This is a genomic window from Paraburkholderia sp. GAS199 (assembly GCF_050436585.1).
Classification (GTDB): Bacteria; Pseudomonadota; Gammaproteobacteria; order Burkholderiales; family Burkholderiaceae; genus Paraburkholderia.
Map to the genome: position 1 here is coordinate 175000 of NZ_JBNDMM010000001.1, position 15447 is coordinate 190446.

14 protein-coding genes are annotated in these 15447 nt (G+C 58.6%); 2 read left to right on the plus strand and 12 right to left on the minus strand.

Annotation, left to right across the window (positions count from 1 at the left end; all coding sequences use genetic code 11):
- Positions 1-34: 34 nt before the first annotated feature.
- The 10 genes from P3T18_RS00725 to P3T18_RS00770 form a co-directional block, all read right to left on the minus strand.
- Positions 35-1363, minus strand: a complete 1329-nt coding sequence (locus P3T18_RS00725) for a short-chain fatty acid transporter (protein ID WP_429297989.1) — start codon at positions 1361-1363, stop codon at positions 35-37.
- 73 nt (positions 1364-1436) lie between these two features.
- Positions 1437-2414: a 3-hydroxyacyl-CoA dehydrogenase gene (locus tag P3T18_RS00730; RefSeq protein ID WP_429297990.1), complete on the minus strand. Its 978-nt coding sequence runs from the start codon at positions 2412-2414 to the stop codon at positions 1437-1439.
- 1 nt (position 2415) lies between these two features.
- Positions 2416-3117, minus strand: coding sequence for an SDR family oxidoreductase (locus tag P3T18_RS00735; RefSeq protein WP_429297991.1), 702 nt, complete (start codon positions 3115-3117; stop codon positions 2416-2418).
- 26 nt (positions 3118-3143) lie between these two features.
- Positions 3144-4196: a cyclase family protein gene (locus tag P3T18_RS00740; protein ID WP_429297992.1), complete on the minus strand. Its 1053-nt coding sequence runs from the start codon at positions 4194-4196 to the stop codon at positions 3144-3146.
- A 48-nt stretch (positions 4197-4244) separates the two neighbouring features.
- On the minus strand, positions 4245-4988 hold the full coding sequence (locus P3T18_RS00745) for an IclR family transcriptional regulator (RefSeq protein WP_429297993.1): 744 nt from the start codon (positions 4986-4988) through the stop codon (positions 4245-4247).
- 619 nt (positions 4989-5607) lie between these two features.
- The gene (locus P3T18_RS00750; RefSeq protein WP_429297994.1) at positions 5608-6078 is read right to left on the minus strand and encodes a DUF2269 family protein; all 471 of its coding nucleotides are present in this window, start codon (positions 6076-6078) and stop codon (positions 5608-5610) included.
- On the minus strand, positions 6075-7328 hold the full coding sequence (locus tag P3T18_RS00755; RefSeq protein ID WP_429297995.1) for an SDR family oxidoreductase: 1254 nt from the start codon (positions 7326-7328) through the stop codon (positions 6075-6077). The genes P3T18_RS00750 and P3T18_RS00755 overlap by 4 nt, the downstream gene beginning before the upstream one ends.
- On the minus strand, positions 7325-7705 hold the full coding sequence (locus tag P3T18_RS00760; protein WP_429297996.1) for a hypothetical protein: 381 nt from the start codon (positions 7703-7705) through the stop codon (positions 7325-7327). The genes P3T18_RS00755 and P3T18_RS00760 overlap by 4 nt, the downstream gene beginning before the upstream one ends.
- 82 nt (positions 7706-7787) lie before the next feature.
- Positions 7788-8318 (minus strand): GbsR/MarR family transcriptional regulator, encoded by a 531-nt coding sequence (locus tag P3T18_RS00765; protein ID WP_429297997.1) that lies wholly within the window; start codon positions 8316-8318, stop codon positions 7788-7790.
- A gap of 405 nt (positions 8319-8723) precedes the next feature.
- The gene (locus tag P3T18_RS00770; RefSeq protein ID WP_429297998.1) at positions 8724-9068 is read right to left on the minus strand and encodes a hypothetical protein; all 345 of its coding nucleotides are present in this window, start codon (positions 9066-9068) and stop codon (positions 8724-8726) included.
- A 191-nt stretch (positions 9069-9259) separates the two neighbouring features.
- On the opposite strand from P3T18_RS00770, the gene P3T18_RS00775 reads away from it, so the two are divergent.
- Together P3T18_RS00775 and P3T18_RS00780 are read left to right on the plus strand one after the other, a co-directional pair.
- Entirely contained in the window at positions 9260-9883 is a 624-nt protein-coding gene (locus P3T18_RS00775) for a hypothetical protein (protein ID WP_429297999.1), read from the plus strand.
- Between the two features lie 7 nt (positions 9884-9890).
- Positions 9891-10295, plus strand: coding sequence for a PAAR domain-containing protein (locus P3T18_RS00780; RefSeq protein ID WP_429298000.1), 405 nt, complete (start codon positions 9891-9893; stop codon positions 10293-10295).
- Between the two features lie 1222 nt (positions 10296-11517).
- Here the strand turns inward: P3T18_RS00780 and P3T18_RS00785 are convergent.
- A complete protein-coding gene (locus P3T18_RS00785; RefSeq protein WP_429298001.1) occupies positions 11518-12549 on the minus strand; it encodes a hypothetical protein in 1032 nt (343 codons plus the stop codon).
- Positions 12550-12569: 20 nt separating this feature from the next.
- On the minus strand, positions 12570-15446 hold the full coding sequence (locus P3T18_RS00790; protein WP_429298002.1) for an SH3 domain-containing protein: 2877 nt from the start codon (positions 15444-15446) through the stop codon (positions 12570-12572).
- Position 15447: the final 1 nt, after the last annotated feature.

Below are 15447 nucleotides of genomic sequence, written 5' to 3' on the forward strand. Positions count from 1 at the left end.
GTGCCGGATTTCACCACGTCCCGTCAGATTGACCTTAACCCCAGGCCAGAATCGCCACGGTGTACACAATGCCGATCCAGAACATCATGATGACCGTGTAGCCCATGATGTCCTTCAGCTTCAGCTTCGACAGCGCAAGCGCCGGCAGGATCCAGAAGGGTTGCACGAGGTCGTTCCAGGCGTTGCCGAGCATCACGGCCTGCGATGTGTGCGCAACCGACGCGCCGATCGACTTGGCAGCTTCCACCATGAACGGACCCTGGATAACCCAGTGACCGCCGCCCGACGGCGCGAAGAAGTTGATTACGAACGAACTGATGAGCCCCCAGAACGGCAGTGTTGCCGGCGTCGCAACCTTCACGAAGAAGGCCGAAAGCGTCTTCACCAATCCCGACGAAGCCATGATGGCCATGATGCCCGCGTAGAACGGGTACTGCAGGATGATGCCGCTGATCGTGCGAATCCCTTCGTTCAGCTTTTCGACGTAACGAATCGGCGTGCCCAGCATGATGATGCCGAGGAACAGGATGATGAAGTTGATCAGGTTCAGGTCCATCGACCCGCCGCCCATGAAGTACAGCACCACATAGCCCACGCCGATGAGGCCGATCAGATAGCTCAGCAGGCGGCTGTTATTCAGGCGGTTCGCGAGCGTATTGCCCTCTTCCACGTCGACAGCAGGCGCGCTCGTGGCCGGCGCAGTTTCGAAGCTACGGTCGATCTCCTTGAAGGGCTGACCCGGCTTCGGATGCAGCCATGCGTTGAGTAGCGGCAACGTGATGATGACGACGAGACTCGTCAGCAGCATCACAGGCGAGAAGATCGTCTCCGACAACGGAATCACGCCCATCTGCGCTTCGAGCGGGTGCCCCTTTGTCGAAATCAGAACAGGAATACTGGACGACAAGCCGAGCCCATACATCGTAAAACCGCTATACGCTGATGCAATGATCAGCGGATAGTGGACGCCTTTCACGCGTAGCGCGAGCTTGCGCGCCACGATGCCGCCGATCACGAGACCGAAGCCCCAGTTCAGATAGCTGCCGATCCCGCCGACCAGCGTCGCGACAATGATCGCCATGCGCGGGTCGTTCACGCGCGCGACGAGTCGGTCGAGAAAACGTTCCGTCAGCGGCGCGGTGGCGAGCACATAGCCCATCGCCAGGATCACGGCCATCTGCGTCGTGAAGGCGAGCAGCGCCCAGAAGCCTTTGCCCCAGCTTGTCGTGAGCGCTGTGATCGCCTGGCCTTGAACGGTGACGGCGAGCACCATCGTCAATAGCGTGAGGCCGATGGCGAATACAAAAGGATCGGGCAAATACCGGCGCATCAGCTCGGTAAAGAAGGCGGTGACTTTCTGCATGAAATGTCTCGTTGGTCGTCGTAGTAGTTATTGCATGCGTGCGCGTTGCAACGCAGAGGTTTGGATCAGGGTTTCAATCGTCGTTGGCGGCACGTCCGCTTTCGCGGCGGTAGCGTGCCAGGTTCATCAATGCGCGGTCGCGCCAGGCGACGCGCGTGTCCCACTCGTCGAGCGGCAATGCTGCACGGCGCTGCGCTTCGACATGACCCACGAGCTCGCTCGTCCACGGATCATCCTGGCCACGTTCGGCACCCATGCGCGCGTATGACGGACCCATTTTCTGCGCGTGCGAAGCGATGCCGCCGCGCGTATTCAGGTCGACTGTCTCGAACGGCCCGATGACTGACCAGCGCATGCCGAGTCCCTCGCGCATCACCGTATCGATGTCATCGACGGAGGCGACGCCATCACGCACGAGGCAATAGGCTTCGCGCAATACGGCACCCTGCAGCCGGTTGAAGATGAAGCCTTCGACTTCCTTGCCGACCAGCACGGGTTTGAGCCCTGCTTCGCTAAACAGCGACATCGCGCGTTGAACCGCTTCATTCGAAGTGAACGGCGCCGGCACGATCTCGATCACAGGAATCAGATAAGGCGGATTGCCCGGATGCGCGACGAGGCAACGTGCGTGCCCCGGCAGCGTTTCATCGACGAATTTCGATGTCGCCAGAAACGACGAGGCGCTGGCCAGCACGGCTTTCGGCGGCGCCGCGCGATCCATCTCGGCAAACAGTTCGCGCTTGATCTCCACACGTTCAGGCGCGCACTCTTCGACGAGATCGGCATCGGCGGCCGCGGCTGCGATGCTGTCCACCACGGCGACGCGTGCCACTACGTCGTTTGCCGTTTCATCGAGCAAGCCGAAGCGTGTCAGTTCGTCGAGTCGCGCGCGCACTTCCTGAAGCACGGCCTCGCGCCTTTCCGGCGCGGGATCGAAGACGCGCACCTGCCAGCCGGCCCGCGCGAACGTGACAGCGAACGCCACGCCGATACTGCCGCCACCGACGATGCCCGCGCGCCGCGCCGTTCGCTGAACGACATTTGCGCTCATCTCACACTCCCGCGACGCCGACCGTCATACCGCCGCACACGTACAACACTTGCCCCGTGACGAAGCCGCTGCGCACATCGAGCAGATAGGAAGCGGCGTGCGCGACGTCGTCAGGCGTGCCGACGCGCTTGACGGGCACCGCATCGATGATGGCTTGGGTGCGCGGCGCATCGGGCGGATTCGCGCGGTCAAACAGCTCGGTTCTAATCGGGCCCGGACCGATTGCATTGGCGGTCACGCCGAAAGCGCCCAGTTCGAGCGCCCACACGCGCGTCATGCCGATCAGTGCGGCTTTGGTCGCCGAATACGCGGTACGCAATTCCTTGCCGAGCGCCGCACGCGACGACATATTGACGATGCGGCCAAAGCCCGCCTGCTTCATACCCGGCAGCAATGCCTGCATGCACTGCTGCGCGCAGCGCACGTTGAGCGCCCATGCGCGCTCGAGTTCGTCGAGCGTCTGCTTTTCCGCATCGGCCGGCACGACTACGCCAACGTTGTTGATCAGGCGCGTGATCGGTCCATCTTGCAGCGCGCGCTCCAGCGCGTGGGCCGTTGCGTCGATGTCCGACAAATCCGCGATGATGCCGTCGCCCACGCGGTCGATCACCACGGGCTCGTACCCGTCCGCTGCGCAACGTGCCGCACATGCCGCGCCAATACCGGCCGCGCCACCCGTAATAAGAACTCGTTCCTTGGCCATTTCTTGTGTTCGTTGTGCAATGAAAATCAGACGGTGGCGACAGGCGTGACGGGCGAACCCATCGCACCCGGCAGGCGCAACGGCGGCGCCGTCAGCATGAAGCGTGAGCGCTTGTGCTCTCGCAGCCATGACGCGAGATCGCGCAGATACCAGAGTTCGCCGAGCGGCAAACCGAGTTTGAAGAGGCAGTGGTGATGCAAGGGCATCAGCGGATGCTCGCCCGGCGTGGCGGGCGCGAGCGCAGGGAATCGTTCGACCGCGTAGTTATCGGCAGCGAGCGCCGCGATGCCCGAGTCGCTAATCCATTGCAACAGCCGTTCATCGCGTCCATCCAGCGCGCCGCACTGGCTATTCAGCACGGCTTCATCAGGTTGACGATTCATTTCGAGCAGCAGTTCGGAAAAGCCTGTGCGCAACACGAGCATGTCGCCGCGCTCGATCTCGATGCCATCTTTCTCCATGACATGCATCAGGTCGTCGTAACCAAGGTTGCGGAATTCGCGGCCGAAATGCGCGGCAAAGTCGACCAGTACGCCCCGGCCCTGCATGCCTTTGACAGCGAGATTCTCGATGCCGAGCACGTCTGCATGACTGTGCTCGCCGCCGCATGCATGCGGCGCAAAACCGTCATCCTGCCGATACTCCATGGGCCCAACGATGTCCTGATTCGCGCGGTAGCCGTTGTAGTACACGCTCTCCGCAACGCCGTCACCATCCGCATCGAAACGCGCGCCCACGTGCGCAAGCGAATCCCATTGTGTCGAGTACTGCAGCGACAACAGTACCTGGTCATCACTGACGACATCGGTGGCGCCCGCTTCGTGACGCGCGAATGGGAAGTTCACATATGGCAGTCCGTCACGAAACGTCGGCCGCAAAACGGGCGGATGACGACGGACATTCAGCTTGTTGTCACCTGGATAATCGAGTGGCAGCGACAATGAAAAACTCAGTCCCGCCTGAATCTCGCGCGCGCCGCGCAGTACTTGCTCGGGACCAATCAGATTCGGCCGGCCAAGCTGGTCATTCGCCCCGAAATCGCCCCAGTTGGACCCCTGCGGCCTGTTCTTCCAACGCATTGCTACTTTCCTTTTATCAAGCCGCGCTTTCGCCCGGTTTGTCGCCCCTCAGGTCAACAGTACCTGCGGGATCTGTCCGTACACATCGAGCAAAGCCTTCACTGCGTTCTGTTCATTCCTCAGCAGCCGCGCTTTCGGCGCGCCGATGACGAGCGCGAACGCTTCGCCGTGGATCAGGAAGCCGCGCGCGAGGCCGGCGACGTCTTCCACGTTTTCGCCCGTCGAGCGATGCCAGCCATTCGTCACGCCCTGTTCAATCTCGCGCTCCAGCGCCTTGCGCTCGACGATCGAGCCGTCAGTTAGCGCGGGAAACGGTTCGCAGGCATCGAGCAGCTTGCGGCGCCCGTCCGTTGCGAGCGCTCCCGCGAGCGCCTTACCTGCCGCGCTTGCATGCACGTACATGAACCCGCCCGGCTCGTCGCTATAGCGAATCTTCTGCCGCGATTCCATGACATCGAGGTACACCACGCGGTTGCCTGCCAGCGTGGCGAGGGCGGCCGTTTCGTTGGTGGCGTCCCGCAGCGCGGTGAGTAGCGGCTGGAACGTCAGGATCAACGGGTCTTCGCTACAGATGTCACGCGCAACATGCAGCAGCCGCTGCGTCGGGTAATAGCCGGCCTTCACGCCCGGCGCGTACAGATAGCCTTTGGCCACCATCGTCTGCAACAGCGCGTGGCAGCTCGATAGCGGGATCTCGGTTCGGCGCGCAATTTCGCTGTAGATCATCGGCTGCCGGACTTCGGCAAAGAGGTTGATCACGTCGAAGACGCGTACTGCTGTTTTCACATCCATGAGAATATTATCGGTATATCGATAGGTTGTTGGCAATGGGTGGAGGGTAAACACTTATATTTGGTTTTTTGCTGGCGGCGCGCGGTGCAGGGAATGCCGCTGGTCGTGGACCACTGTCCTTGCTGCAGCAAACGAAGGTTTTTGGACAGGGACCGAAAGCGAGTGACGGCAAATCAGGCGTGGCATCCACAACTTATTTCCCGTCCGTGGGAAATAGAAAGTCCTCAGACGAAGCAGAGACTCTTCGAGAGTCAACCAGCTCGGAATGTTTCTTAGGTCGTCAAGGCGGATATAGATAAGGGCGACCTGCGCAGGCTGCAGAATACGAGCCGGCCAGTGAACGGTACTCCGTGGAGTAAATCCAGCGGCCGACGGCGGTTAGCGATGATTTAGGGAGCAGCGCTCGAAGCCGTTGCAAGCTCGGCGCTTCGTGGCAGATCTCGTTTCTCGGCGAGGTGTCTTGTGGCGACACGGTTGACCGGTTCCGACCCATTGCCGTCAGCCATACATTTCGAACTCCAATGACGGCTTTCATGGTAATCGCAGGCATTCAGGTGACAGCGGACGGGTGTGTGGCCGCCGTTTGAAGCGCGGCTTGAGCGCAGATGTAAGCAGAAAGTCAAGCAGGTTTAAATACCATCAGAAAATAGATCATCACCATTGCCAGGAAAGCCGGGTAGCCCAGTCCCTCCCACAATTTTGCGAATCGCCAGTAGCGCTCGGGCAATTCAGTCAGGTGGCTTTCAGACGCTACGCGCGCCATCCTGGTCAGCTCGATCTGCAGCCACACCACGGGTAACCAGCACATTCCAGCGACACCATAAAGGACGACCGCCGCAACAATCCACGGACTCTTCCATGCCCATCCTGCGGCATGCGCCAGCCAGAAGCCGGACAGTGGTTGAAACAGTCCGGCCGGCGTGGTGAACCACCAGTCCGCGCGTACGACCAGTCTGGTCACCGGGGCGATAACGGCAATCGACCGGGTGCGGTGCGCGAAATAAAGGTAGAACGCGGACCCAAAGCCTGTCCCAACGAGTAGCACCGAAGACAGAATGTGAAGCGTCTTGATCGCAAGGTAGAGGTTCATCGCGACGTATCCTCGCTGAACAGAATCAGCAAAATGGCGAGAATGGGCAGGTTTTTTAGAACGGGGCCGAACGGATGCCACAGAATTTCGGGCATCGTGACAGCGATAATCAGCGAGTAAGTGACGATCAATGCCGTTTGTGACAGCCAGAGCAAACGTCCCGGCTTGATCATCGTCAGCGCACCAAAGACAAAATCGATCGCCGCTGCCAGCCAGAACGCCACGATCGCATTGGTCCCGTGCAGATAGGCGCGCGCAAGCAACGCGAGGCTCTCGTCACGAGGGTAGAGAAAGACGCTCGACACTGCCGTCCAGATCCATACGAATGCGAGCACGCTCCTTAGCAGGATGCATCGCCAGGAACTGAGCGCTCGATGAAGCAAGTCTGCTGCATCTCTATCGATAAACGTGCGAAGGCTTCGTGGTGGCCGTTTGAGTAAGGTTGCCGTCGCGGAAGCGTCGGCAGTGCTGCCTGCTTGCAGCATGCGCCACGTGTCGCGGGTCAGCATCGATCCCGGTATGCGATCGAGCAACGCGGCACCGACGCCAATCAACCAGGCGGGAATCGACATCTGGCAGAATCGGCCAAGACCTAGCGACCGTCGATAGATCGCCAGCATTTCGCGGTATTCGACCTCTTCGCCGCCGACCACATCAACCACACGCTGGTCGCCGGCGTCCGCCTCGAGCAGGCGCTCGACCGCTTCCGTCAGATCGTCCACGTGAACCGGACGAAGCCGTTGATGGCCACCCGCAGGCAGCGGATGAACCGGCAGACTTGCGAGCATGCGAAAGAATGCAGCCGACGCCCCCGACGATCCATAAACCAGCGCGGGCCTCACGATCCACGAACTGACAGGGAGCGATTGCAGATAGTCGTCCGCGGCACGCTTGCTTTTAAAGTATGGCGTCGCGCCGCATTGCGCCCCAAGCGCGGAGACCTGGATGACGCGCCGAATACGCAGTCGACTGCAGGCATCGAACAGAGCAATCGGTGCTTTCGAGTGGACCTCGTCGAAGGTCTGCAGGCGATTTTCTATGAGTATGCCCACGGCGTTAATCACGGCATCGACGCCTTGCAGCAAAGCGTCCCATTGCATCGCTTCGCGGTCGCGGGTGTAGTCGACCTCTAATTCATTTTTTTCGACGGCATGCCGCACGCCTCTTATCACCGTATGTCCACTCTTTTCGAGCCGCTCACACAGTGCGGCACCGATGAACCCATGCGCTCCGCAGATAAGAACGTTCACGTCGCCTCCACGGCCGGTTGCACTTCGCCAGAAGTTCTGGCGCGAGGGAGATATCGCCCGATTACCAGCGCTACCGACGCGACGGAGAACAGCGAGCCCAGCAGCGTGGCAAGGAAGGTTTGCCGAACGACGACGTCTTCGCACACGACATCACTGGTCACGCATCTCATCGGGCTGGTCGCGACAACCAGTACGAGCGCAAGTGGCATGCACACCATCAGTACCGCCGCAATCCGTGCCCAGAATTCCGCGCGGTCGGGGGTTCCGCACACGTCGGTCAGCAACCGGACTGTCACCGCGCGCAGATAGTGCGTTATCGAAAGCCCGACCAGCACGGGCCCCGCGAACTGAAAAACCATCAGCAGAATCGCCTTCATTTCTTTCTCCTTTACTGTTATTTCTGTATAAACAGAAATATGATGGCCAAAAAAAGCGGACCATCGGCCCGCACATTGAATATCAGTTCGACTTCCGCCTGACTGCCCGGCTGATCTTCGCGCCCACCCCCAATGTCTTCATCAACGTATCGGGCTTCAGACGCAACATCTCGTCGGACCAGGTCGTTAGCGTTTCCAGAAACGCCAGCGTGTCAGACAGTCGTTGCTCCACTTCCTTGCTTTCTTTCGCCAGTCCAGGGTCCATGAGGCTGTCGCGCAGCATGGTCAGCGTTGGATCGATTTCGCGCTGACGCCGCCCTTCGACGATCAACTTGAACAATTCCCAGATGTCGGTTGATGTTTCAAAGTGGTCGCGCCTGTCGCCCATCACGTGAACGACTTTTGCAAGACGCCACGCCTGTAATTCCTTCAGGCTGGTGCTTACGTTCGAACGCGCGACGCCCAGTGTGTCGGCGATTTCCTCGGCGGCGACCGGACGTCCGAGCAGATAGAGCAAAGCGTGGATCTGGGCAACGGTGCGATTAACGCCCCACCGCGAGCCCATTTCGCCCCAATGCAGGATAAATCGTTCAGCGACAGGTGTAAGTTTCATGTGGCAAATCTATCGACTTCAGTAATTTCTGTCAAGACAGAAATTACTGAAAAATTTGCCTACCCGGGATCCTGATCCGACGAACGACCAGGCGTTGACGGAAAGCAGCCCATCAGGCATCCGCCTGGTTGCATGGACGACCAGTCTGACTGGCCGACTACCGCCCAACGCAGCGGACCGTGATCGCCCCTGAAGGGACCTTCGGCTTTCTCCAGAGCGGTCGCCCAACACAGTCAATACCCATGCGAACTATCGATCTGCGAGATCACTGTGCCTGGCATGAATCCCGTCACTGGGCACGTCAGAAGCCCGATTGGATGAAGCAGATTTTGAATGCCACGTCAAAGCCTCCAAGCCGTAGATGCATCTGCACCGATTGCTTCGCGATTTGACAGCGATCTGGATTCAGCGGATACCGCCCGTAAATGGGTAGTTAGGGTCATTGGCAATTGAGGTGTCGACGCCCTGCGACTTGAAGTAGTTAGCGCCGATGACAATGCATATCACGCAGACCGAAATCACGAAATAGCACGATCTCGTCGATGAAAAAACTGGATAAAAACGCTGAGCGGCAGCAAGAACGCATATTGCGCTGCGTTCGTTAACTGGGTGATGCTGCAGGATCGCCGCAAGATGGTGGCCAGGGCCGAAGACCGGCATCGCGCGCGCAAATTTGTCGACGACCCGAGCTTTCTGGAGATTAAGGAAGCGGTATACGGTTGCATCGCCTTGCTCGGAAATCCTGGCCACATGATGTTTGTCTACGGTACGATTCGAAGAAGAGACTCGTGGTACTCGGTGGCAACCAGGGCGGACACGAAACCTTCGGCGGCACGATCGATTTTACCGATTTCACCAAGTGTCCATACACGGGTTCCATGTTCCTCTCACCTATCTGCCCTACGCGCAGGAAGAGATAAAAAAGGGCGTGCAACTACCGGATGCGAACGCCGCAGAACTCAATAAACTACATCACATCAAAGATCCCAAAGGTCATGGAACACGCTAAATCAGCAATCAGGCCGATCGCCGCAGCTTTCGCGCTCGCCCTCGTTTGCGCAAGCCATTCCGCGTTCGCCGTACCGCAGAATATCTGCTTCACATCTGCCGACCTGCAAAGCGTGCAGGAGATTTTTTTCGCGCACTTTCCCGATGCCGATGCATTCAAAAAGTACGCGGACAAAAGCAAATTTGAATTGCTCACGAACGTGCAAGCCGGCGTCGATCTCGAGAAAAACCATAAGCCGGCTGGCGAAAAAGTGGACTGGCTCGTGCGCACGATGATCGATCACAAGGAGCTGTTTTCGAACTTCGCATTTGAGAAACCCGACTTTACTTATATGAAAGGGCAATTGCGCGGCGGTACGCCATCGGTCGACAATCTGACCACGTCGAAAAAATTTCCGAAGAACGAATGCGTGCAGCAGGTCAACTATCAGTTGCCGCGCGGCGCATGCGCAATGTCGCAACGGCTCCAGGGGTTCTCGCTTTCGTTTGTGAAAGACGAGCGCCCATTGTCGCTGCGCGGCGTAGAAATGTTCTTTTATACCTGCCCTGGCAAATAACTTCGCTATGAAAGTGCGCGGATGGATACGCGAAGGTGACAAGGCAGCGTGCGGCGCAACTGTCACTCAGGGCGATCCCACCTTCAGCAGTCACGGGCAGCATGTCTCGTTCGACGGTGCCACGATGTCGTGCGCGAAACGCTGCCACGTCGTGGCGGGCGCGAACAACTCGACGCTGCCGAGCGGACAGTGTAAGGTGTTGCATGGCGACAAAACCTCCGCCAGCTGTCCGCTTGTCTCGACGCTGAACGACATGCACGGCTGCGCAGCATTGGCACTGGCGCACCGATTCCGTCCAAACAGAATCACCCTCAAAACGGCTCGTGGCCGAGCAGCGCCGACGACGTGCCCGATCATATTTCAATCCAACTCGGCATCGACCTTTACGCAGCCGCCAAACCGGACGCATTGACGACCGATCTCTTGCTCCGCAAAATATCCGCCGTTCCCATGCCGTGGGGCGCGGGCAGCGACGCCGCCAAGCGGCCACATCAGTGCTCTCACCCGGCCTAACGTGATTAACTACGCACCACTGCGCATCACCGAAAAAATGCCCGTACGATTACTCAAATGGATTGGTCTGCAATGCATTCTTGCGTTGGTCGCGTGGTTCTTTTCGCGCCCCGCAATCGTGCTGCATTACTCCGCGGATGCACAAAAGCCGGTCGCATTTCTCCTCAACGAGAACGACGCAATTACGCGCGGTGAACTGGCGCCGGGTCAGACGGAGAAATTCTTTATGCCCATGTTTCCCGCATCCGACTCATGGACCGAAGTCAGCCTGCCTTTCGCGAGCCGGGACGGCGTGAACATCAAGTCGCCGTATAGTCGCGTGGACATTTATATCGATTCGTCGACGAAAATTCAGCGCACCGACACCAGGCGCGGCTTTTTCGATCGGTTCCGGACAGACGCCGCGCGATGAATGCGCTGCGGCTCATCGGGATTTGACAGAACTACAAACATCATTCTTGGGACTGTGACCGAAGAGCTGCCACTTCGAATGGAGTAAGAGCCACTGTCACAAGTCCACCCCAACGCGTTCAGCCACGCCTCAAACCCTTCGCTACGCTCACCACTCTCAACCTCCATCCGGCACGCGTTCCGTCGATGATATCGGTCAATAATCTCAAAGGGTCGTTGACACGATGCTGCGAGGTGCTGTGCAAGCGCCGCAGCCACCCCGAGCAGCTGCCTCGAAAAACCCGAGGAGGATTCGCGAACTGCGCGGACAATGGCGACGGTGTCATGCTGGCGGCGATTGCTTCCGAGCGCTTATGTTGATTGACCGCATCCCTGCCCGGTCCGCCGCCCTCCTCACCGTCTTGAACTTTGCCCGTGATCGACCATTGATGGCGACTATTTATCTACACGTAAACGACGGCGGCTCGTTGCATACCTGTCAACAAAGGCAAGGGTGAACGACCGCTGTTGGCTTCAGTGAATGGGCAATTTCGACCCGAAACGGACAATGAGATTGCTCGACAGCGGACACCCAATCGGCGGACGCTTGAATAGCGTTTTTGATCCCGTATCGGGCCGAATCGGTGTGCAACATGTTTGCCTGAATGTCTGTAATTCGGACGCTAACAATACGAGTCGTGTCGTATATCTCGCTCAGATTACGGAGCACATTACGGCTCGATCGTCAGTTGATCGGATTTGATCCAACGAAGCAGATGCTTGCCAGAAGCGTTGCCGTAGTCCACATAGGCCCAACCGGACGGCGACTGCTTCAATACCGATACTCTATCGTTTTTGACCAGATAGGCGCGTCCCGCGCTGGCATCATCCGGGGCGTTATAAAGTGTCGCTCTTTGCACCGATATGGTTGCCATGAGATGACCCGTTGCTTCGGTGGACAAAACCGATTTACCGGTTGTGCCAATACCCGCCTTTGCAAACGCGTCGTCAATCAGTCGCGCATCGTTTTGCGCACCTGCGGCATGCAACGCGGCCGCAATCCCCTGGTACGCTCCCCGATTGACCGCTGACGGTGGGTCGCAACGCAGGAGATTGTCGGCGCCCGAATCGTTGCTAATGAGTGACCTCGGTGGTTGGCCAGCGCCGATAAACCGCATCAGTCTGCTGGCCGATGGACGGTCGTCCTTCAACATCAGGTTCGTCTGGTCGTCGGTTCCCCACTGAGCGGATTGGCCCGTCTGCCAGCCCGCTCCGCATATCTCACCAGCTTGATCAGCTGTAATGCACCCCGTGCGAATCTCGATGGTGGAACAGTATTCCCGGCTCGCATCGGACTCGGCTTGCCCGGGCTTCGACGAAACTGATCCCGACTCGATTCGTCCAATAACGATATATTGGCCGGATGGCGAGATATTGCTGTCATTCGGAGGCTCCATTACCAGACTGGGCGAGATCGATTCGCCAGCTTTTGGCAATACGCTGAATGTTGCGCCGTTCGGGAAATGGAATATGGCCTCCTGCCATGCACGCTGGGATAACGGGGCTTGAGGGTTCGTGGCCTTGCCATACAGAATTGAGCCTCCGCCCGGCAATCCGAAACGGAGTGTGGACGGCGGAGCAGCGGCGACAGCCAATTCGACTGTACCGCCGGTTAGCACCAAAATCGCAGCAATGGCCGCGCCGATACGTACAGCCTGTATGCGAGGAGAGCGGGTTCGATACGGTGGAGTATTAGCTTTCATGAATTCAGAAGTCGCGTTTTTCAGTTTGGCATTCCCAGCGCATTAACCAGATGATCATATCGCCCCGGTGCGACTGACTGTCCGTTGACCTGTGCCATGAAGCGTGATGGGCCATAGTCGTGCAAAATGCTGGTTTCGTAAGCAGGCCTGTTCGCCCCCCACTCATTGGGATTGCGAGACACATGCGGATTGTTTTGGAAAAATCGATCCAGCGAGGCTTTCATGCTGTTTGCCGTCGCACCCGGCGCATTCACGTCCTGATCCAGGACGGTTGCGCGGCCAAGCGGCGATTGAAGATAGTCCTTGATCTGATAGGAATAGCCACTAAGACTCTTGCCAATCGCGTGATTGAGACGATCGATGAAGTCCTTGACCTGCAGTTCCTGATACTGCGGCGACGATACAGCATGCGCCATCGACGCAACAGGTGGGCACTTTACTGGTTTGCCGAAAGTTGCAAGCGAACAATCGCGCCGCAGCGCGGTGTAGAGATCGTCGCCAACGATCCGGCTGCCATTCGTAAATGTCGAATGCGAATAACCGAGCGAAGCATCGCTACCTGAACCGGTGACGGTCCAGCCGCAACCGGAAAAATACTGTTCATACTCGGCAGGATACGCGTCGCGAAAAGCAGCGATCTGAGTGGCTAACTCGCCCCGACTCTGCGCGCCACGGATAGTCTTCTGCATCGCCCCCGCGCTGATAATTGCTTTGTCGATCGCCTGGACCGTATCCACTTTGCCTTCATTCTGAGACATCGCACGGAGAATCTTGTCCTCGGTCTCGCTTAATTTCCCACTAGCACGCATCGTAGCCAACGCAGCGCACGCACCTAACGAAATCGTACCTGTATGCTGCGGGCCGTACCAATAGGTGTGGGCATCTGCCTTGTATCGTGTTCCGGTGACGGACATGCAGCAGCCGCAAGCACAAGCGTCGGGATTAAAGAAATTCCCCACAAGACCAAGAGGATGCACGTGATAAACGTTCGCGCTCGTTGGCCATCCAGTCACACCGCTGATCCCACTCCAAAATCGCAGCACATCAATTCGCGTCTTCTCCGCCTGCCACACAGGCAGCCCTGCATGCATATGCGAATCGAGCGCATCCCACTTGCTCATCTCCCCGCCCCATTCACTTTCGTATCGCACGATCAGATGATCGATCCGATCCGCGAGCCAGGGTTTGCCGAGCGCCATCTGCAATTCGTGCGCAGTGATCCTTCCATCGCGTTGCCCCTGAGCGTCGATCGCGTCTTCAAGCTTGCGAATGGTTTCGTCGGAGCGCGCATTCGCGAATGAGCCCTCGAATTGCGCGATCTCGTCCGGCGTGCCGCTGTCTGCGATATAGAGCGCGCGTGCAAACATATCGGAAACCGACGTCTGCAGAGTCAGGACATCGAACCCCGGCCAATCCCAGGGACTTTTCAGCTCAACGAGAGGATGCCCGTGATCGCAGACCCAACCGTTGACTTCGGCATTGTTCTCGTCGGCGATGCTCACTGCGTACCACGCCTTGTTGTCAGCTTCGACGCAACGTTGCGCCGATGCGGTACTCACCACACGCGTCCAGGCTGCCGCCGCGCCGCCCGCCGCCTGGAGGGTCAAGGGAAACTGGCTCCACGCCGGGCGATCCTGATTGCCTTGCGTATCAGAACGTGCAATCCAGAGCGCCTGATTATTGATCGGCTGTCCGTTTGCGGTTACCTGCAGGACCTTCCGCCAAGGACCGCTTGCTGGCGAGCCCGGCGCGTCCTTGACAGTTGCTGAATGCGGGATCGATGAACTGGGCGCAGACGGTTGCACCAGCTTTGCGCCTTTCGAAATCAGCAGGAGATTGCGGGTTTTCGGATCGAGTTGCTGCGCCCGTGCGCGGCTGCGCGAAATGAAGGCGTTGATATCGTCGCCCGTATAAACCTCGACGTGGAGCAGTGGTCGTTCACCTTGTTTGGGTGGCAAGGTGTGATGCGCCCGCGCTTCCACGAGCCGCTGATACTCGCCGACAAGCGCAATCGTCTCGCCTGCGGCGATCGCGTGAGGCTTCGGCAGGACGTGGATCTGATCCACTGCAGACGGCTGGCTTTGCTTGTCCAGTTCGCCCAAAAAGACCCATCCTGTTGCGGCATCCGCTGGCAAGGCGGCGCCCTCCTGATACGACTGAACCGTACCCGACACAAAACTCGCGATCTTGCCCCATGAGCCGTGCTTCTGGCCGACCTTGATCTTCGTATCGCGCGCCAGCCAACCTATCACTGCGCTACCGGCCGTATGCGACGCTCGCACGCGCAGGCCAGGCTGGCTGTGATCCTCGGAACCGGCCGCGTTCTTGCGAGGATCGTTTGCCTTGTTGCCCACCGTGTAAATGTCGGTCGCGCCGTAGTAGGCGGGCAGCGCCTTCGACGTTCCGTAACCATCGAGCGACAGCGTGTGCATATAAAGGCTGAAAAACGTCAGAACGTCTTCGGCAGGTGTGCTCGCGTTCTGCGCCGGCGCAGCGTTTGGCGTATTCGCCGCTGGCTGTGCGGGTGGGGTGGATGGCGCGGGTGGCTTTGGCAATACAAGCCGATGCCGCACAAGCGTGAAACCGCTCGAGTATCCAGCCTTGAGACTTTCCGGATATGCGAGTTCCTGCATCTTCGAATTGACGCGAAACGCGACGACTTCACCATCTGCAATACACTTGACGCCGGCGTCCTGATCGAACTTGCCAGCTGTGCCTTTTCCGAAATGGATTCCACCGTGCCAAAGGCCGTTCGCACCGAGTGGATAGAAACCATCTTCCGATGCACCGAGCGCGCTCAGATAGTCTTCGGGAGCGGGCTGCGCACCAGGATTCTTCAAAGGAAACGGATATGCCCAGTTCTCGACTTGCGACGGCTTGTCCTGTTGCTGCGCCACT